The sequence below is a fragment of the Enterobacter sp. RHBSTW-00318 genome (genome assembly GCF_014101375.1).
Classification (GTDB): Bacteria; Pseudomonadota; Gammaproteobacteria; order Enterobacterales; family Enterobacteriaceae; genus Enterobacter; species Enterobacter ludwigii.
This window is the reverse complement of record NZ_JABXQH010000001.1, coordinates 501,053-519,741: the sequence shown is the minus strand read 5'-3', so window position 1 is coordinate 519,741 and position 18,689 is coordinate 501,053. Positions and strand designations below refer to the sequence as shown.

Sequence of the window (18,689 nt, the reverse complement as noted above, 5' to 3'; positions counted from 1 at the left end):
ATTAATCAAAGTACGGTTTTAAAATGACTTCCGTCCAGTGCATAAAAGCTCTGACACGCTGCGATAAATTACGCCGATGGGCGACCACGAAAGCGGCATTAAGCGGTTCAGGAGGCAAATGGGGAAGCACTTCAACCAGCGCGCCGCGCTGGATATGGGGCGCCAGCGCGGAATACCCGCCCTGAATTAAGCCCAGACCCGCCAGCCCGGCTTCATGATAGGCCGGTACGCTGTTGACCCGCGCGGCGCCGGGTAACATGACGGACCGGTAGCCATCACCGTCCGGGTACTGCCAGCCATCAGGTCGGGCACCAAAATTTCGCATGTAATGCACCATTCGGTGTCCCTGACGAAGCAGGTCGTCAATCGTCTCGGGCACTCCGACGCGCTCCAGATAGCGTGGGCTGGCGGCGTTAATCATCCGTAACTGACCGAGCGGTCGGGCAATGAGGGTCTCATCAACAATGGGCCCAAAACGAATCACGCAGTCAAAGCCTTCCTGAACCAGATCGACTCGCCGGTCTGTGCTTGAAAGTTCTATTTCAAGTTCAGGATGCGCGTCCAGCAGTTGTGGCAGGGCGGGAATCACTACGCTTTGGGCCAACACTGCTGGCATATCGACGCGTAAACGTCCCCGCAGTGACATGCCGCCAGGCGCGAACATGGACTGCAGATCTTCAGCATCTGATAACAAATCCCGGGCGCGCGAATAAAAAGCCCGACCGTCTTCGGTCAGCTGTACCGCGCGGGTAGTCCGGTGCAACAGCGTCGTCCCGAGGTCATGCTCAAGCTCACGTACGACCGTTGAAACGCGGCCTTTCTTAATGCCCAGGCTCTCCGCCGCCTGAGTAAAGCTCTGCATTTCTGCGACGCGCGCAAAAATAGTCAGTGCATGCAGGTTTTTCATTGTTCACCTTACAGGTAACAGTGCGTTATTTTTTGGGTGATTTATTCCCTTATTGATGACTAATAGAGTGTCTTCATACCGCGTAACGCTGTCAAACAGGTTGATGCGTTTTACACCACCGGCAACAGTCCTCAGGAAGGATAAAGAAGATGAATAAAGGTTATTTAATCGCCCACGTGACCGTCACAGATCCTGCTGCCTATGCAGAATATGCGAACGCTGCCGGGGAAGCGCTGCAGGGGTTCAACCCCCGGGTCATCGTCTGGTCAGGGGAATATGAAAATCTCGAAGGGGAGGCGCATGAACGCCATGTCGTTTTAGAGTTTGATTCGTATGCTGAGGCCAAACGTTTTTATAACAGTCCCGGGTACGTGGCCGCCAGAAAGCTGCGCGCGGGGGCGGCAACCGGGACATTTGTTGTGGTTGAAGGGGCTTAATCCTGCGCCAGCGGCAGGAAGGCGCCGGCAAATATGTCCGGCTCATACCCGGCTGAGGTAAAGAGATGATGACGTGATTCATCAATGGCCTCGCGAAGGCGGGTGATGTCTACCCCCAGCACGTTGCCGTCTTGCTTCACGATTCGTCCGGCAATCATGACGGTATGGATGTTGCTGCGCTCTGCCGCATGGACCACCGTGCCAAATGCATTGCCGGACGGATAGAGGTTGAGATCGCCGGCGTTAATCAGAACCAGGTCGGCCTGTTTACCCGGCGTCAGGCTGCCGATGCTCTCCTGTAACCCTGCACAGGCCGCACCATCGACGGTGGCTGCTTTCAGGAGCTGTTGGGTATGAAGCGTATTTACGGTGTGCGCTGAACCACAGCAGCGCTGCTGATGCATGCCCATGACGCGCTGGAGGTAAAAAGCCACGCGCATTTCCATAAACATGTCGCCGCTGTACGACGTTTCATTGTCAACGCTGAGGCCGGGGCTGATGCCGTGGCGCAGCGCGGACTGAAGGGCAAACATGCCGTCTTCAATCCCATAGTGCGCATCGGAACGGGGGCAGACGTTCACGCGTACGCCCGCATCCCGCAGGATTTTCCATCCGTCGTCCGGCAGTGCGGTGCAGTGATTAAAAATATTGTCCGGTCCCAGAAGCCCCTGCTGATGCAGCGCCTCAAGCTGCGACGCCATTTCACCCCCAAAGAATTCGGTCACGATTGGCAACCCCAGCCTGCGGGCCTCCAGCCATTTCTCCGGCTCCAGCTGGGCCATGACCGCCAGCGAAACAAGACTTTCAGGGTTATTCTGGAAATACTTTTCTTGCAGGCGCTGCCAGTTACCGGGCCAGTGCGCGCGGTCCCATTCTCCGGACACCGGTGCACCGGAAGCGTGTACGGCGCGGATCCCCGTATCCAGCAGGGCCTCAACGGCCGCGTCCGAATGCGCAGCGGTGCGGCTGTTATGGGAATTATCAATCACCGTAGTGATACCGGCATCAATACACCCCAGGGCGGTGAGCAGGTTGCCGATATAAATATCGGCAGGGCGATAATACCTGGCGAACGAGAAGTGCGTGGCGTTGCAGTAATCTTCAAGCGTTTTGGCGTCGGGGTTAATGCGGCGCAGTTGTCCCTCCCAGGCATGGCGATGGGTATCTACCAGGCCCGGCATGGCAATCATATGTGTGGCATCTATTAAGCGGGCGCCTTCTGCTGCCAGATTTTCACTAATGGCGACGATCTTTGCGCCTTCGATAAGGATATCGCCGCGCTCAAGATTACCCACCCTGTCATCCATGCTGAGCAGGGTTGCGCCCTTAATCAACGTGGCGGGTGGGGTTATGCTTTGATTGTTAATCATATTTCTCAGGTAATCGCTCATCTTCTTGTCCTTTGTCTCTTCATGAGTGAGAAATTACGCCACCCGATTACTGCGAAAAAGATGCTTAACGTGTTTTCATTATTCATAATCTACGAAGAATAATGTGAGCGACGGTCGGGGGAGAAAAAATGGATCGTATTCAGGCAATGCAGATCTTCATGCGGGTAGCGCAGGCCGGAAGCTTTGTCCGCGCAGCCGAAACGCTTTCTCTGCCTTCGTCAACGGTCACCAGCAGCATAAAAAATCTGGAGAATTACCTCCAGGTGCGCCTGCTTAACAGAACGACAAGGCGGGTGAGCCTCACCGCTGAAGGTGTGCAGTATCTGGCGCAATGCCAGGAAATACTGGCGCTAATCGATCATGCCGAAACGAGCCTGACGGCGTCAGTCCGGTGCCCGCAGGGACGCTTGCGGGTGGATATGCCGGGCGGGATCGCGGATTTCATCGTGATGCCTCACCTGAAAGATTTTTACCGGCTATATCCGGATATCTACCTGATGCTGGGCGTCAACGATCGGCAGGTTGATCTGGTGCAGGAGGGGGTGGACTGTGTGATCCGAACGGGTGATCTGAATAGCTCGACCTCTTGTTGCCCGTCCTCTGGGCCGGTTTCGCTGGGTGACCTGTGCCTCACCGGACTATCTCAGGAAGTTCGGTACCCCCTGCTCGCCAGACGACTTATCACAGCATCGGGCGATACACTATTTTTCCGATCAGACCCGACGGGCGGATGCGTTACGCTTTGTCCGCGGGACAGAGACGGTCTCCATCCCTGTCCGCGGCGAAGCGGCCGTAAATGCCACCGGGCTTTATATCAACATGTGCCTTGAAGGTTTCGGGCTGGCGCAGCTGGCTGAGAGTATTGTCTCAGCGCATCTGCGGGAGGGAAGGCTGGTTGAGGTTCTGGCTGACTGGCAACCGCCTTCGGTGCCTGTTACGTTGCTTTATCCCCATCAGCGTTTTCTCTCTCCCGCAGTGCGTGCCTTTGCAGACTGGATTGCCGGGCTTATCCCGAACGCCAGCCCGGCACCGTCAGGCGGCGGGCTTGATCCGAAACCAGATCGCATACATCGCAGGCAGGAAGACGAGGGTAATAATGGTTCCCCCTAGCGTTCCGCCAATCAGCGTGTAGGCCAGCGTTCCCCAGAACACGGAGTGCGTCAGGGGAATGAACGCCAGCACGGCGGCCATGGCCGTCAGTAAGACCGGCCTCGCGCGCTGTACGGTCGCCTCAACCACGGCGTGGAACGGATCGAGACCGTCCTTCTGGTTGTGATCGATTTGACCAATGAGTATCAGCGTATTTCGCATCAGGATCCCCGAAAGCGCGATCAGGCCGACGAGGGCATTGATGCCAAACGGCTGATTGAAAAGCAGCAGCGTAGGAACCACACCAATAAGCCCCAGCGGTGCGGTCAGGAATACCATGACCATGGCCGAGAGTGAACGCACCTGCAGAATGATTATCAGCAGCGTCAGGGCAATCATGATGGGGAACAGCGGGGCCATGGCCTGGGTGGCTTTGCCGGATTCCTCAATCGATCCCGCCATTTCGATGCGATAGCCAGGTGGAAGCGAATCAACAAGGGGTTGCAGCTGTTTCATGATGGCGGTTGACACATCCGGGGGCTGAAGGTTTTCGGCAATGTCTCCCCGCACGGTAATCGTGGGCGTACGATCGCGACGGCGCAACAGCGGATCTTCCATTCGGATCTCAATCTCCCCGATTTGTGACAGCGGAACGCGTTGCCCGGCGTTACCCACCAGGGTAAAGCCCTCTATCTTCGCCGGATCAAGGCGGATATCACCCGCGGCGCGGCCCGTAACCTGTACCGAGCGAATATCTTCCCGCACGGAGGTGATGGGAACGCCCGACAGCAGGAACTGAAGCTGCTGGGCAACGGCGTTCGACGTTAAACCGGTAGCCTGCAGGCGATTCTGATCGAGGGTGAAATGCAGGGTCGGTACGCGTGAACCCCAGTCGGTATTGACGGTTCTCATCATCGGACTGGCCTGCAGCACACCTTTAACGTTATCTGCAATATCACGCAGTTTATCGACATCCGGTCCCATTACTCGCCAGGCGACCGGGAAGGGAGAATAAGGCCCGAACACCAGCTGCGTGACCCGCACGCGTGCCTCCGGAGCCAGCCCGCGTGCTACCGCTTCGCGAAGGCGGAACTTAAGCGCCTCGCGTGACTTCTCGCTGTCCGTCATGACGACAACCTTCGCGAAAGAGGGATCGGGCAACTCAGGGGCCATCGCCAGATAAAAGCGCGGCGAACCCTGGCCAATGTAGGCGGTGACGATGCTGGCTTCAGGCTGTTTGCGCAGCCACGCTTCGATTTTCGCGGTGGCGGCGCTGGTTTGCTCAATCGATGTGCCATACGGCATCTGCACTTCCACCAGCACCTCGGGGCGGTCGGACGTCGGGAAAAACTGTTTTTTAACCAGCCCCATCCCCAGTACTGCGAGGGTGAAGATGGCCACGACGGACGCGGCGACGATCCATTTTCGGGCGATCACGCGGCTCAGGGTATGACGAAAACGGTTATAGCGCGGGGTGTCATAGATGGCGGCATGACCGCCTTCGACTTTTGCGATGTCCGGCAGAATTTTGACGCCCAGATAAGGGGTGAACACCACCGCCACAAACCACGAAGCTATCAGGGCGAGGCCGACTACCCAGAACATATTGCTGGTGTACTCCCCGGCGGTTGACTGCGCAAAACCATTCGGCATAAACCCGATGGCTGTCACCAGGGTTCCGGCCAGCATTGGCGCGGCGGTATGGCTCCAGGCGTAGGCGGAGGCTTTGATTCTGTCGTAGCCTTCCTCCATTTTTACCACCATCATTTCGATGGCGATAATCGCATCATCAACCAGTAAGCCGAGGGCGAGAATAAGGGAGCCCAGGGTAACGCGGTCGAAGTTTATACCGGAGGCTTCCATCACGACAAAAACGACCGCCAGCGTCAGCGGCACTGCCGCTGCGACAACGATGCCCACGCGCCACCCCATACTGACAAAACACACCACCATCACCACCAGCAGGGCGACGAAGAACTTGATCATGAACTCATCGACCGACGAGCGGATATTCACCGACTGATCGGTGACTTTCGTCAGGGTCATCCCCAGAGGCATATTCGCATTGATGTTTGCCGTTTCTGCATCCAGCGCTTTACCCAGCGCCAGGCCGTTCCAGCCTTCACGCATGACAATACCGAGCAGGAGGGTGGGTTCTTGCTGGTTACGGATCTGCAGGGTCGGAGGGTCCTCATAGCCCCGTTCAACCGTTGCCACGTCGGACAGCCGGAGCGTTTTGCCCTGCGCGATAAGGGGCGTATCGCGGATCTTCTGCAATTTATCGAAAGCGCCGTCGAGGCGGATAAAGATTTGCGCCCCGCGCGTTTCAATCGAGCCCGCCGCGGTTAATGCGTTCTGGCTGTTGAGCGTGGTGAAAATATCCTGCGGCGAGAGTCCCAGTGTTGCCAGACGGTCATGCGAGAAGGAGATGTAAATCCGCTCGGCCTGTTCCCCGATGATGTTCACTTTCTTTACGCCCGGAACGTGCAAAAGCTGCTGGCGCAGGGCTTCGGCGTCACGCACTAACAGACGCTGTGGTTCGCCTTTCGCTTTCAGTGCAAAAAGGGCAAAGGTGACATCGGAAAACTCGTCATTGATCATCGGCCCCATGACGCCTGCCGGAAGGTTTTTGGTTTCATCCCCCAGTTTCTTTCGCGCCTGGTAAAATTCCTCCTGAACCTGAGAAGGCGGGGTTTTGTCCTGCAATGACAACGTGATAAACGCCATACCGGGGCGGGTATACGTTTCCGTGCGGTCATACCATTTGAGTTCCTGCAGACGTTTTTCCAGCGGCTCGGCGACCTGATCCTGGATTTCCTGTGCGGTTGCACCGGGCCAGACGGTGATAACCGTCATTTGCTTAACCGTGAAGGGGGGATCTTCCGCGCGGCCAAGGCCAAAAAACGAGAAAATACCGGCAAGGGTAACCAGAATAATCAAGAACAGCGTGACCGAGCGCTCGCGTACCGCAAGCGCTGACAGGTTGAAACGACCTCCACTCATGGTGTCATCCCCGCCTGAGTGGCATCGCGCTGTTCCGCCAGCCGGACCGCTTCGCCTTCGTGCAGAAGATGGACACCTAACGCAACAATCTTCTCTCCGGGCTGTACGCCGCCGGTCACTCTGGCGATATCATCCCCTACGCTAAGCACCCTGACAGGCTGCCAGACGACTTTTGTCGGCTGAGCGGAAATACGCCAGACGCCAGGCCCTTTCCCCGCATCGTAGAGAGACGCCAGAGGAACCTGCATCACCCGGCTGTCGCCTTTGCCGTGTTCGATGCTCAGCGTCACGGTTGCCCCCAGCGGCGCGTTCGCCAGCGCGCCATCCAGCACGTATCGGGCCTCAAAGGTACGGGTGGTCGCATCGGCTGAATCAGACAGCAGGCGCAGCTTCGCGCTAACGGGCTGTTTTTCGTTACCGTAGAGCGTTGCCAGGGCTGTACTTCCTACGGCAGGGCGCAGGGTTTCCGGCAACTGGACCAGCGCCTCGCGCTGCCCCGCGCGGGCCAGACGGACCACCGCCTGCCCGGCGCTGACCACCTGTCCAGGCTCGGCAAGCGTCTCCATCACCACGCCGTCTGAATCGGCAAGTAGCACGGCATAACCGGTGGCGTTTTGCGCCACGCCTGCCTGTGCCCGGGCAGCGCTGAGCTCCGCTCTGGCGCTGTCGGCTGCGGCTTTAATCTGGTCGTATTCCGACGCCGACACTGCACCGGATGCCACAAGGCCGCGATAACGCGCCTCATCGCTGGACGCTTTACGTGCGCGCGCCTGGGCAGCATCCACCGCTCGCTGCTGGGCCTGCGCCTGTAATTTCAGATCAACAGGATCCAGACGCATTAAAGGCTGGCCCTGCTTAACGGTCTGACCCGTATCGACAAGACGTTCGAGAATTTTGCCCTGCACCCTGAAGCCTAAATCACTTTGCGTTCTTGCCACCACCACGCCGGTAAAGGCGCGTGACGTCTCGTTCGCAGGGATCACGGACGCAGACCTGACAAGCGGTGGCTGCGTGCGCGGATCGTCACTGGCGTGGTTATCGCCGCATGCCACCAGGGCAAACGGCAGGAGGCATACGGCAAGGCGGGCTGAATGAAGCCTGAGCATGGGAACCCTTATTACATTAACAGGACGGTATCCGCATTCTCATTCTAGTGACCAATAAAGTCAATGGTCACTAATCAGGGGGCCAGGCTTCGCAAAATCAGAGAGGAGAGGACAACCGCCGCGGTCGGGGCGGCTTCGAGGTTGTACTGCAGCTGAACAGGGTTAATGAAAGGGCACATCACCATATAGATCGCCAGTGTAGCTTCGTCCAGAGGGGTTTTTCTCTCGAACTCACCGGCTTTTCTGCCCTCGACAACAATGCTCTCAATCAGTTTCAGCAGACGTTCGGAATACCTTTCGGTTGAAGGCCACTTGTCCCGCGCGGCAACGGCGGCGATGTCGTAAAGTTTACGCTCATGGAAAAACAGTTCACTTCCCGCCTCGGTGAGCGCCCTGAACAGACGACGCAGCTTTTCGCTTGCGGATGGCGCATCAGCGATGGCTGCATTGACCGCCGCCATGATCATATCAAGACGGTTCGCGCAGATGACCTCGCCGATTGCCTGCTTGGAATCAAAAAACTTATAGATATAGGCTTTTGAAAAACCGATGGCTTTGGCAAGTTCAGCGACGGTGGTTTTTTCATAGCCGTAATGGCCGAAGTGCTCATACGCAGCTTCGACGATTTGCTCTCGGACCGTGTGATCGAGTGGACCACGTGTGGATGGGGTGTTCATGTCTTTAGTCATTATTTCAGCTTAGCGTGACAGGCTCCGATTGACAACGTGTGACCATTTGGTAATTGGGTCACATGGTTGAGTGGGCAGATGGCACATGCACAGTCGTCTGTGGAACCCGAGGGATAATACTCGTTAGCCCTGAGCCGTTAAGACTGCATCATCAACCAGGTCGGCTAAGTGTATCACTGTTTTTCGCGGGATATTGTCAGTCTTTGCGAGAGATTGCGCGCGTTTCAGTGCAATTGCGCGGCACTGAAACGTCACGCTTTGGCCTGAACGGGATTATGCGTCTGAGCGCGTCCCCTGACCGGCGGGCTTAGGTCGTAATACTTTTTCAGCAATGATCGCCAGACGTCGGCGGGTGACAAACCGGTGTAACTGGCCCAGCAGCCAGTTGCCGCAGCCGGGGATCAGCGTATTGCGTTGCGTATCCACGGCCCGTAACGCCAGCGCGACCACGTTCTGCGCTGGCATTCTTTTGCCCACTGACGCTTCCTCGGCATTCACCACCTCAAAAAAGGCGGTATCCGTTGCGCCGGGGCAAAGCGCCAGCACGCGGATGCCGTGGGCGCGGTATTCTCCCCACAGCGCGTTCGAAAAGGAGAGTAAAAATGCCTTTGTTGCACCATAAATTGCCATATACGGATCCGGTTGCATGGCAGCGGTTGAGGCCACGTTAATCATCACGCCTGAACCTTTACGCAGCATCGCGGGCAGCAGGGCGTGCGCGAGCGCCACGGGAGCGACGCAGTTGACGTTGATCTCTTCACGCTGGCGCGCCAGAGATAGTTTTTCAAATCGCCCGTAGGTGGCAAACCCCGCGTTATTAATCAAAATATCGGGATAAAGCCGTAACGCTTCCAGCCGTTCCACAATGTGGGTAATGGCCTCAGGCAGCGTTAAGTCCTGCACGATAACGGTGAGTGATACGCCGTGCGTTTTGTGAAGCTCAGCCGCAAGCGCCTGCAGCGTTGCCTCGGAGCGGGCAACCAGGATCAACCCCACGCCACGGGCCGCGAGCTGGCGGGCGAACTCCCGTCCGATGCCCGAGGATGCACCGGTAACCAGTGCTGTTTTTCCTGTATAATCAAAAGAATTCATAACATAAATCCCGTTTTCCCTGTCTGTGCGGCACAGGATAAACCGTGTACTCAGGTACACGGTCAAGCGTGATTTTTACAAGGTGAGAACGACGCGATGAGGATCGGCGAGCTGTGTGCCAGAACTGGGTTATCGAAAGAGACGGTGCGTTATTATGAAAGGGCGGGCTTGCTGGAAAAAATTCCGCAGCCAAACGGCAGTAATAACTACAAAGTCTACTCGGCTGTGGATTTACAACGGCTGAAGCTGATCGGGCATGCCAAAATGCTGGGGTTTACCCTGGCTGAAATCGCCGATGTTCTGGCGGTCTGGGTTGATGACCGCTTTACCGCGGAGGAAAAACAGGCCGCTTTGCGGCGCAAACTGGCGCAACTGGCGGAGAAAGAAGCGGCGCTGAATGAACTTCGGACCCGCTTGACCGATGCCCTTCATAAAGTCGGTCAGCCGTGTGTTGATGTATTTTAAACGGCCGACGCGGGCCGTTTAACGCAACCGGCGGCTTCACGACGTCATCAGCTCACCGCGTTCAGTCTTTTTAAGCCAGTCGATAAAAAACTGGCTAAATGCGGTGACCTGAAGCGGCTGGAGTTTCCGTTGCGGGTAGACAAACTGTAGCCCGACATCTTTGCGATCAAACCGGCTAAAGCCGGTGAAGCTCCCGGCAAGCAACACTTTCAGCCTTCCTTTCTCGACATCGTCCTTCACGTCCCACCACGATTTGCCCACAATGCCAGCCCCGTCGAGGGCCCACTGACGAAGCAGCGCTCCGTCATCACAGACCATGGCAGGCTCTACGCGAACGACGCGCTCTTTCCCCTCAACCTCAAACCGCCATTCATTCATCACCACTCCTTGCGACTCCAGCGCCAGACAGCGGTGGTCCGTCAGCGCGTCACAGGAGGCAGGGATACCCTGGTCGTCAAGATACGCTGCTGACGCGACCAGCACCCGGTGATTGGGACGGATATTTCTGACCACCAGGCTGCTGTCCGGCAGGTTGCCGAAGCGAATGCTCATATCCAGCCGGTTAGCGACCAGATCCTCTACGTGTTCCCTTAAGTAAACGAAAAATTTGATTTCCGGATGCAGGCGGGAAAATGCCATGACGGCGGGGCTGAGATACTGCCTGCCAAAGTCAGAGGGGGCGGAAAGACGAATGTTACCGCTGAGCACGCCCTCTTTTTGTGCCAGTAACGACTCGGCATGATGCATCTCTTCCAGCACGCGCAGTGCCGCATGGTAAAACTCTTCACCCGCCCGGGTGAGGGAGATAGCCCGCGTGGAACGGTGAAACAGGCGCGTCTGGTAGCGTTCTTCAATCGCTTTGAGGCGGGCGGTCATGGTGGCCGGGGAAAGTGACAGACGGCGGCCAGCGGCGGAAAGCCCGCCAGCCTCAGCCACTTCAACCAGCAGCGCCATATCTTCGAGTTTACCCATTATTCATATTTTCCGAAAAGTGCATCTGATTTTAGTGTAATTATCAAAATCAGATGCCGCCTGTAAAGTGATTTCATCGTAACCACAAGGGACGTCCAGATGAACCAGACCTCACTTTTTGAACGCTACAGGTTAGGGGATCTCAACCTGAAAAATCGCATCGTCATGGCACCAATGACCCGTGCCCGCGCTCTTCAGCCGGGAAATATTCCCTCGACGCTGATGGCTGAATATTACCGACAGCGGGCCAGCGCGGGCTTAATCATCACCGAAGCCACGCAGATTTCGCCTCAGGGCCAGGGCTATTCATGGACTCCGGGGATCCATACGCCAGAGCAGGTTGCGGGGTGGCAACTCACTACCGGCGCGGTCCATCAGGCGGGAGGGGTGATTTTTTCCCAGCTCTGGCACGTGGGGCGGATGTCTCATGCCCGTTTTCACGAAGACGGACTGCCCGTCGCGCCCTCCGCGCTGGCACCCGATGCGAAAGTATGGGTGGTGAATGAACATGGCGAAGGTCAAATGGTTGACTGCCCGACGCCACGCGTGCTGTCGCGAAAAGAGATCGCGCTCGTCGTCGAACAGTACCGACAGGCGGCGCTCAATGCCGTTCAGGCCGGATTTGATGGCGTGGAGGTGCACGGCGGAAACGGCTATCTGATTGATCAGTTCCTGAGAACCACGTCAAACATCCGCACGGATGAGTATGGCGGCAGTCTCGTGAACCGGATCCGCTTCGCGCAGGAGGTGCTCGATGCCATTGCTGAGGCCATTGGCGCTGAGCGTACCGGTATCCGGCTTTCGCCGTTTATTACACAGCGGGGAATGAACGATCCGCAGGTCATCGAAGCCATTCTCGCCCTCGCGGCCTGGTGCCAGCAACGAGGCATTGCGTTTATTCACCTGGCGGAAGCCGACTGGGATGATGCGCCACAGGTTCCGGAGAGTTTTCGCAAAAAACTGCGCGAAACATTCCGTGGCACCCTGATCGTGGCAGGAAATTATACCCCCGAAAAGGCGGAAAAAATCCTCGCAGCAGGGTATGCCGATTTGATTGCGTTTGGACGCCCGTTTATTGCCAATCCCGATTTACCACAGCGGCTGGCGCATCACTGGCCGCTGAATGACGTCAGCGATCCCGCCACGCTCTTTGGTGGTACAGCGGTGGGGTATACCGATTACCCCACTTACAACCTGTGTGAGGAAAAATGATGACCCGTAAAACGTTAATTATTGGCGGCGCGTCCGGTATTGGTTTTGCTGTAGCCCGTGCCCTGGCAGAGCGCGGTGACGCCATTATTCTCGCGGGACGCAATAAAGAGAAACTGAACGCTGCCCGCGCGCGGCTCAGTCCATCTCCCGCCTCTGTTGAGACCCTCGTCCTCGATATTAGCAATGAAGCAGAGGTGATCGCGTTAAGCGAAACGCTGGGTGAGGTTGACAATATTATTGTCACGGCCGGCTCTCAGGCACCGGGAGGGCCGCTTTCCACCCTCGACCCTGGCGCGGCGAGACTGGCTTTTGATACCAAATTTTGGGGCAGCATGCATGTCGCCAGGTATCTGAGCGGGAATATTTCGCCCCGCGGTACGCTGACGCTGACCAGCGGATTTGTTGCACGCCGCGTGGTAGCCGGTGCCATAGTTAAAACCACCATGAACGCCGCCATCGAGGCGGCAACAAAAGTGCTGGCAAAAGAACTTTCACCGCGTCGCGTAAACGTCATCAGCCCGGGTCTGACCGATACCGAAGCCCACGCCGGGATGGATGCGGCTGCGCGGGAAAAAATGCTGACTGTTGCAGCACAGACGTTGCCCGCTAAAGCGTGGGGACGAGCGGAAGACGTTGCTCAGGGCTATCTCTTTGCCATCGATAATGCCTTTGTTACGGGCTCGGTGATTGATATTGAGGGCGGGGCATTACTTAACTGACCCCGCGTTGATCCGAATTGATTCCGGCAGTGAACATGCTGGCGGAAAACTTAATCACAGGTTGTAAGCGTTTATGCAATATTCAACATATGCACGTCCAGCTGTGCTGGCGTTAATTCTGGCTGGCGTATCCGGCGTGGCTTATTCGGCCCAGAGCGACCGGGTGAAACCGAATCTTCTTATCGTGGATAACACGCTGTCGCAAACGCAATTAACGGCGAGCGAACATGCGGCCGTTACGTATGCCACGTTCTGGGATACCGGCAAAGAGTCTCTGGCGCGGGAAGCGCTGGCGGTTAATTTTGTGGATAAAACCCCACCGGAAGGCCGTAAACAGGGGCCAGAGGGCGCCATTATGGCCTCGAGGGCATTTCGCACCGCGGTGCCGGATTTACGCTGCGAGGTGGAACAAATGATCGTTACGGGTAATCGTGTCGTGTCCCATTTGCATTTCCACGGTCATTTCAGCGGGACATTTGGCAAAATAAAGGGGCAGGGTCAGAACGTGGATTTTATCGCGACGGATATCTATGAGATCGGCAACGGTAAAATAGTGTCCAACTGGCATATTGAAGATAACCTGACGCTGATGAAACAATTGGGTGTGATTTAAATAATAGTCTGCCTCTTTTTCATGGTGTAAAAGATAAGCCCGCCCGGGTAACCGAAAGGTTACCCGGAGCGTATGACCCCCCGTAATGGCGAAGCATGATCCTGACGAAACCTACAGCCCCAGGTCGCTCAGTGAAGGGTGGTCATCAGGACGTCTGCCCAGCGGCCAGTGAAACAGGCGCTCAGACGCTTTTATCGGCATATCGTTGATGCAGGCGAAGCGGCGCTTCATCAGACCATCCGGCTCGAATTCCCAGTTTTCATTACCGTAAGAGCGATACCAGTTGCCTGAATCATCATGCCATTCATAGGCATAGCGCACGGCGATACGGTTTTCCGTAAATGCCCACAGCTCTTTGATCAGACGATAATCCAGCTCTTTTTTCCATTTGCGCTCCAGGAATGCCTGCGCTTCCTGACGGTTAGTGGCAAACTCCGCGCGGTTTCGCCACTGGGTATCCAGCGAATAGGCAAGTGCGATTTTGGCCGGGTCGCGACTGTTCCAGCCATCTTCTGCCAGTCTGACTTTTTCGATGGCACTTTCACGCGTAAAAGGCGGTAAAGGGGGGCGTGTGTTCATTTCGGCTACCTCTGGTTGGTATTAGGTAGACAGGTCTGTCTACTGGTGTTAATCTAGGCCTGAAAAATAACGCTGTCAACCTGTCAATTGAGGCCGTCGATCTGTGAACAGAGTCAACTTGAATAACGATAAAACAATCAGTGTGAGGGAAAAAATCTTGCTGACCGCGCACGATCTGTTTTATTCCAGCGGATTTAAAGCAACGGGCGTGGATACCATTATCAAGCAGGCTAAAGTCACGAAAGTGACGTTTTATCGCCATTTTCCGGGAAAAAGTTTACTGATTGTTGCCTATCTCCACTATCGACACGGAATATGGATTGACTGGTTTGAAAGCACGCTGCGTCGACATCTTGCTGCGGGTAAAACCCCGGCCAGTGCATTATCTGACACGCTGTATGAATGGTTTATTTCGCCGTTATTCCATGGGTGCGCCTTTATTAATGCCAGCGCAGAAGCAAAATCTGAAGAAAATGAACGCGAAATAAAAGATATTTGCCGCAATCATAAAACCGAAACAAAGGCAAAAATAGCGTCCCTGACCGGCATAACCGATGAGAAAACCGTTAATGAAATCATGATGCTGATCGACGGTGCGATTATTCATGCGCAAATGGGGATCGCAGCGGATGAGGTCACAAGCTCATTGAAAAAGGGAGTAGAACGGCTGACAGAAAACGCCGCCTGAACCGGGGCACGATCGGCCGTCGACGAAATACGCTTAGCATGGAAGTGCTGGCGCTGAGCCTGGCAGTAAATGCCAGGCTCCTGCCTTTAGTCATCATCTTCTGCCCGTTCCGCCATCGCCAGCGAGCTGGCACTGGCCGGATCAAACAGGGAAATACTCTCGATCTGGTTCAGCATGATCACCTTTCTGAAGTCCATTGCGCTTCCGGGTTCTGAATCCAGAGTAATGTCGTGGCGGGCATACCATTTGCTGTAATTATTTTCGATGCAAATCCGCATTGTCTTTTCATCGCGATAGCCGCTTAGCATGGGGATCAGCACGATATTGGCGGTTTTTTCATACTCGAGCGTTGCGGTGTGGATCATGCCGACATAAATCCGTCTCGAGCGCAGCGTCACCTGCGCCAGTTCCCCTTGCTCCATACACTGATACAGCAGTTGTTCGATACCGCTCGACTGCGCGAGACGTTTGTAGAGCTTCTTCCTGCCTTCACCGTCCAGCCTGGCGCTGCCTGCCCAGTTAGAACGATAAAGACAAAACAGGATGGCGAAGGCCAGCATGACGACAACCGGCGCCTGAATACCTAAAAAGCTCCAGTTCATAAAATCTATTTGCCAGTCGGCATAGGTTTGCGCCGTGAAGTGGAAGGTGTTGTCGGCGGCAGAAAGTGCGTAGAGCAACAGCCAGAGCAGCCCCGTGGCGATCACCCCTTGCAGAACGAAGATACAGCCATACAGGGCAACGAGAAAATAGACATCCCAGCCGAAAGATCGCTTGATTTTAAAACGGGTCGACAGGTCACGGCTGGTGTACCAGTACCCACAGACCATCAGCACCATAAAGATAGCCGTTCCCATATCAGGCCCTCTTCAGCGCGTTAACATGACGCAGGAAATCCTGTCGCACCTCGTTGCTCTTGTAGTTCACCGAGGCGTTTCCGTCCTGGTCGATGATGATGCGATCGCCATCCTCCACGGCTTCGATAATTTCCTGCTGGCTCATCACCTGGAGCAATGATTCCGGACTGGAGAAAAGTGACAGAAAGAAACGTTTCATCGCGGGGTTTCCTCATCCTTATGATTAAAAAGGATAAGTCTGGAAGAAGAAGGGGAAATTCGCCTTAAGGTAAAACTGAAAAGCAAAACGGGAAACAGGTGTGTCAGAAAATGTTCTGAAAAAAGCATCGGCAAAAAATGTGTAACTTTTTGAAAATTAATATAAATAAAAAATAGTTTTACACAAACTTGGACAGGTAACGTTAATTGTGTAAGTTTTAATTATGCGATTACGCCACGTTGTTTACCGCCAGGATGTGACCCATGAGCACTTTGCCCTCTGTCGTGAGTCGGTTTGTTGAGTACTACACCGCACTGGATAGCCAGCCGCCCTCAGCGCTGGTCGGGCTTTATCATTCGGATGCCACGCTTATCGATCCGTTCGGCGAGCATGACGGGATTTTCGCGCTCCAGCGCTATTTCACCCATCTGCTGGCCAATGTTGAAAATTGCCGTTTTACCATTGATCCTCCGCTGTTCGGTGACCGCCGTTTCGTTGTCACGTGGATTATGCACTGGTCGCATCCGCGCATTGCCGGAGGCGAGCCGCTCGACCTGCCGGGATGTTCGGTGGTGGAGACCGAGCATGGGTTGATTACTCGCCAGCGTGACTATTACGACGCCGGAGAGATGATCTACGAACACCTTCCGCTGCTCGGTTGGGCAGTGCGCGGCGTGAAGCGGAGGGTGAACGCATGAGCACGGTTCTGATTACCGGAGCAAGCTCGGGCATCGGCGCCGGGCTGGCGAAATCCTTCGCTGCTGACGGCCACACGGTTATCGCCTGCGGGCGCGATCCGGCGCGTCTGGACGCCCTGCATCAGCACAGCCCCACTATCACGGTTCGCCTGTTCGATATGACAGACAGGGACGCCTGTCGCCAGGCGCTGACGGGCTGCTATGCCGACCTGGTTATTCTCTGCGCCGGTACCTGCGAATACCTTGAGCAGGGCGTGGTGGATGCAGCGCTGGTAGAGCGGGTGATGACCACCAATTTCCTCGGGCCGGTGAACTGTCTGGCCGCGTTACAGCCGCAGCTGGTTTCAGGCAACCGCGTGGTGCTGGTCAGCTCCATGGCGCACTGGCTGACGTTCCCGCGCGCAGAGGCTTACGGCGCGTCCAAAGCGGCGTTGAGCTGGTTTGCCGACAGTCTGCGGCTCGACTGGGAGCCGAAAGGGGTCGCCGTGACGGTGGTATTCCCGGGCTTCGTTGATACGCCGCTGACGCGAAAAAATGACTTTGCCATGCCGGGCAGGGTGAGCGTTGAGGAGGCCGTGCAGGCCATTCGGACCGGGCTGGCGAAAGGGAAAATGCAAATTGCGTTTCCGGTGGGGTTTGGCCTTATCTTGCGGTTGCTCTCAGGGCTTCCCGCATTTCTTCAGCGCACACTGCTGCGCAGGATGGTGCGTTCATGAAGATTGCCATTATCGGCAGCGGCATCGCCGGGTTGACCTGTGCCTGGCGTCTTGCCGGTCATCATGAGGTGACGCTGTTCGAAGCGGGGGCCACTCCCGGCGGGCATACCGCGACGGTTGACGTGCCGACGCCACAAGGTACTTTCGCCATCGATACCGGTTTTATCGTCTACAACGACCGTACCTACCCACGATTTATGGGCCTGCTGAGCGAGCTGGGTATCAGTGGGCAAAAGACGCAGATGAGCTTTTCAGTGCATAACCCGCAAACCGGGCTGGAATACAACGGACACACCCTGACCTCGTTATTTGCCCAGCGTCGAAACCTGGTGAACCCGTCGTTCTGGCGGCTGCTCGGGGAGATTGTCCGCTTTAATCGCCTGGCGAAACTGGCGCTGGAGAGCGAGCCAGATCCGCACGCGACGCTGCAGACGTTTCTGGACAGGCACCGCTTTACGCCGTTTTTCGCGCGTCACTACATTCTGCCAATGGGGGCGGCCATCTGGTCATCGTCGTTGCAGGAGATGAAACGTTTTCCGTTGCCGCTCTTTTTGCGTTTCTTTGACAATCACGGCCTGCTGGATGTGACGCATCGTCCGCAGTGGTACGTCGTGCCCGGAGGTTCGCGAGAATACATCCGCGCCATGCTGGATAAACTCGGTGACCGTCTGACGCTACACCTCAACGCCCCGGTACAGCGGGTGATTCGTCAGCAGAATGGGGTAACGATCCAGCTCGACAACGCGAGCCACAGCGTTGATCAGGTGATTTTTGCCTGTCACTCCGGGCAGGCGCTGGCGATGCTTGACGCGCCGAGCGCGGCTGAGCAGGACGTGCTGGGCGATATCGGCTGGCAGCGTAATGAGGTGGTGCTTCACAGCGATCCGCGCTGGCTACCGGTACGTCAGCGTGCCTGGGCGAGCTGGAACTACCGTCTGAGCCAGCAGGATCAGGCCAGCGCCTGCGTCACCTACAACATGAATATTTTGCAGGGGTTGCCTGCGGGTAGCCCGTTGTTCTGCGTCACCCTTAATCCGGACATCCCCGTGGATGAACGCTTTGTTATGAAACGCTTTGTCTATGAACACCCGCTGTTTAACCCCAAAAGCTGGCGTGCACAGGCGCGTCGCGGTGAGATTAACGGCCACCAGCGTAGCTGGTTCTGCGGCGCTTACTGGTACAACGGCTTTCATGAAGATGGCGTGCGCAGTGCGCTGGACGTGGTGAATGCGATAGCCGCCGGGGAGGGGAACTGAA

The 18,689-nt window shown here is 56.1% G+C and carries 19 protein-coding genes and 1 pseudogene; 10 read left to right on the top strand and 10 right to left on the bottom strand.

Annotation, left to right across the window (positions count from 1 at the left end):
• Nucleotide 1: 1 nt before the first annotated feature.
• The gene (locus HV157_RS02545) at nt 2-907 is read right to left on the bottom strand and encodes a LysR family transcriptional regulator (protein ID WP_014169938.1); all 906 of its coding nucleotides are present in this window, start codon (nt 905-907) and stop codon (nt 2-4) included.
• Nucleotides 908-1,056: 149 nt separating this feature from the next.
• Between HV157_RS02545 and HV157_RS02540 the strand changes: the two genes are divergently transcribed.
• Entirely contained in the window at nt 1,057-1,344 is a 288-nt protein-coding gene (locus tag HV157_RS02540; RefSeq protein WP_014169939.1) for a DUF1330 domain-containing protein, read from the top strand.
• Here the strand turns inward: HV157_RS02540 and HV157_RS02535 are convergent.
• A complete protein-coding gene (locus tag HV157_RS02535) occupies nt 1,341-2,735 on the bottom strand; it encodes an amidohydrolase family protein (protein ID WP_182268548.1) in 1,395 nt (464 codons plus the stop codon). The two genes, HV157_RS02540 and HV157_RS02535, sit on opposite strands and share 4 nt — an antisense overlap.
• Before the next feature lie 128 nt (nt 2,736-2,863).
• Between HV157_RS02535 and HV157_RS02530 the strand changes: the two are divergent.
• A pseudogene (locus HV157_RS02530) lies at nt 2,864-3,845 on the top strand (LysR family transcriptional regulator).
• Here HV157_RS02530 and HV157_RS02525 read toward each other — a convergent pair.
• The 4 genes from HV157_RS02525 to HV157_RS02510 all read right to left on the bottom strand — a co-directional run bounded on the left by HV157_RS02525 (nt 3,768) and on the right by HV157_RS02510 (nt 9,714).
• Nucleotides 3,768-6,827: an efflux RND transporter permease subunit gene (locus HV157_RS02525; protein ID WP_182268549.1), complete on the bottom strand. Its 3,060-nt coding sequence runs from the start codon at nt 6,825-6,827 to the stop codon at nt 3,768-3,770. The pseudogene HV157_RS02530 and the gene HV157_RS02525 overlap by 78 nt on opposite strands.
• Nucleotides 6,824-7,933, bottom strand: a complete 1,110-nt coding sequence (locus HV157_RS02520; protein WP_050736753.1) for an efflux RND transporter periplasmic adaptor subunit — start codon at nt 7,931-7,933, stop codon at nt 6,824-6,826. Before HV157_RS02520 ends, HV157_RS02525 begins: the two co-directional genes overlap by 4 nt.
• Nucleotides 7,934-8,007: 74 nt before the next feature.
• Complete coding sequence (locus HV157_RS02515; RefSeq protein WP_014169944.1) at nt 8,008-8,622, bottom strand: TetR/AcrR family transcriptional regulator; 615 nt, start codon at nt 8,620-8,622, stop codon at nt 8,008-8,010.
• Nucleotides 8,623-8,895: 273 nt separating this feature from the next.
• The gene (locus HV157_RS02510) at nt 8,896-9,714 is read right to left on the bottom strand and encodes an SDR family oxidoreductase (protein WP_182268550.1); all 819 of its coding nucleotides are present in this window, start codon (nt 9,712-9,714) and stop codon (nt 8,896-8,898) included.
• Between the two features lie 96 nt (nt 9,715-9,810).
• Here HV157_RS02510 and HV157_RS02505 point away from each other — a divergent pair, with 96 nt between their 5' ends.
• The gene (locus tag HV157_RS02505) at nt 9,811-10,179 is read left to right on the top strand and encodes a MerR family transcriptional regulator (protein ID WP_020884230.1); all 369 of its coding nucleotides are present in this window, start codon (nt 9,811-9,813) and stop codon (nt 10,177-10,179) included.
• Nucleotides 10,180-10,215: 36 nt separating this feature from the next.
• Here HV157_RS02505 and HV157_RS02500 read toward each other — a convergent pair whose 3' ends face one another.
• Nucleotides 10,216-11,151: a LysR family transcriptional regulator gene (locus tag HV157_RS02500; protein WP_182268551.1), complete on the bottom strand. Its 936-nt coding sequence runs from the start codon at nt 11,149-11,151 to the stop codon at nt 10,216-10,218.
• Between the two features lie 99 nt (nt 11,152-11,250).
• Between HV157_RS02500 and HV157_RS02495 the strand changes: the two genes are divergently transcribed.
• The 3 genes from HV157_RS02495 (at nt 11,251) to HV157_RS02485 (ending at nt 13,695) form a co-directional block, all read left to right on the top strand.
• Nucleotides 11,251-12,363: an alkene reductase gene (locus HV157_RS02495; RefSeq protein ID WP_153852401.1), complete on the top strand. Its 1,113-nt coding sequence runs from the start codon at nt 11,251-11,253 to the stop codon at nt 12,361-12,363.
• Nucleotides 12,360-13,082, top strand: coding sequence for an SDR family oxidoreductase (locus HV157_RS02490; protein ID WP_182268552.1), 723 nt, complete (start codon nt 12,360-12,362; stop codon nt 13,080-13,082). Before HV157_RS02495 ends, HV157_RS02490 begins: the two co-directional genes overlap by 4 nt.
• Nucleotides 13,083-13,155: 73 nt before the next feature.
• Nucleotides 13,156-13,695, top strand: coding sequence for an ester cyclase (locus tag HV157_RS02485; RefSeq protein WP_014169950.1), 540 nt, complete (start codon nt 13,156-13,158; stop codon nt 13,693-13,695).
• A 111-nt stretch (nt 13,696-13,806) separates the two neighbouring features.
• Here the strand turns inward: HV157_RS02485 and HV157_RS02480 are convergent, their stop codons facing one another.
• On the bottom strand, nt 13,807-14,274 hold the full coding sequence (locus HV157_RS02480; protein WP_014169951.1) for a DUF1348 family protein: 468 nt from the start codon (nt 14,272-14,274) through the stop codon (nt 13,807-13,809).
• 103 nt (nt 14,275-14,377) lie between these two features.
• Between HV157_RS02480 and HV157_RS02475 the strand changes: the two genes are divergently transcribed.
• A complete protein-coding gene (locus tag HV157_RS02475; protein ID WP_047955565.1) occupies nt 14,378-14,962 on the top strand; it encodes a TetR/AcrR family transcriptional regulator in 585 nt (194 codons plus the stop codon).
• Nucleotides 14,963-15,048: 86 nt separating this feature from the next.
• Here HV157_RS02475 and HV157_RS02470 read toward each other — a convergent pair whose 3' ends face one another.
• Together HV157_RS02470 and HV157_RS02465 are read right to left on the bottom strand one after the other, a co-directional pair.
• Nucleotides 15,049-15,819 (bottom strand): hypothetical protein, encoded by a 771-nt coding sequence (locus tag HV157_RS02470; protein ID WP_047744605.1) that lies wholly within the window; start codon nt 15,817-15,819, stop codon nt 15,049-15,051.
• A gap of 1 nt (nt 15,820) precedes the next feature.
• A complete protein-coding gene (locus tag HV157_RS02465) occupies nt 15,821-16,018 on the bottom strand; it encodes a hypothetical protein (protein WP_008502331.1) in 198 nt (65 codons plus the stop codon).
• A gap of 263 nt (nt 16,019-16,281) precedes the next feature.
• On the opposite strand from HV157_RS02465, the gene HV157_RS02460 reads away from it, so the two are divergent.
• Genes HV157_RS02460 through HV157_RS02450 form a run of 3 tightly spaced genes read left to right on the top strand, consistent with a single transcriptional unit; the run spans nt 16,282 to nt 18,688 of the window.
• Entirely contained in the window at nt 16,282-16,716 is a 435-nt protein-coding gene (locus HV157_RS02460) for a nuclear transport factor 2 family protein (protein ID WP_014169955.1), read from the top strand.
• A complete protein-coding gene (locus HV157_RS02455) occupies nt 16,713-17,432 on the top strand; it encodes an SDR family NAD(P)-dependent oxidoreductase (RefSeq protein ID WP_025204266.1) in 720 nt (239 codons plus the stop codon). The genes HV157_RS02460 and HV157_RS02455 overlap by 4 nt, the downstream gene beginning before the upstream one ends.
• Nucleotides 17,429-18,688, top strand: a complete 1,260-nt coding sequence (locus tag HV157_RS02450; RefSeq protein WP_182268553.1) for an FAD-dependent oxidoreductase — start codon at nt 17,429-17,431, stop codon at nt 18,686-18,688. The genes HV157_RS02455 and HV157_RS02450 overlap by 4 nt, the downstream gene beginning before the upstream one ends.
• The last annotated feature ends 1 nt before the right edge of the window (nt 18,689 follow it).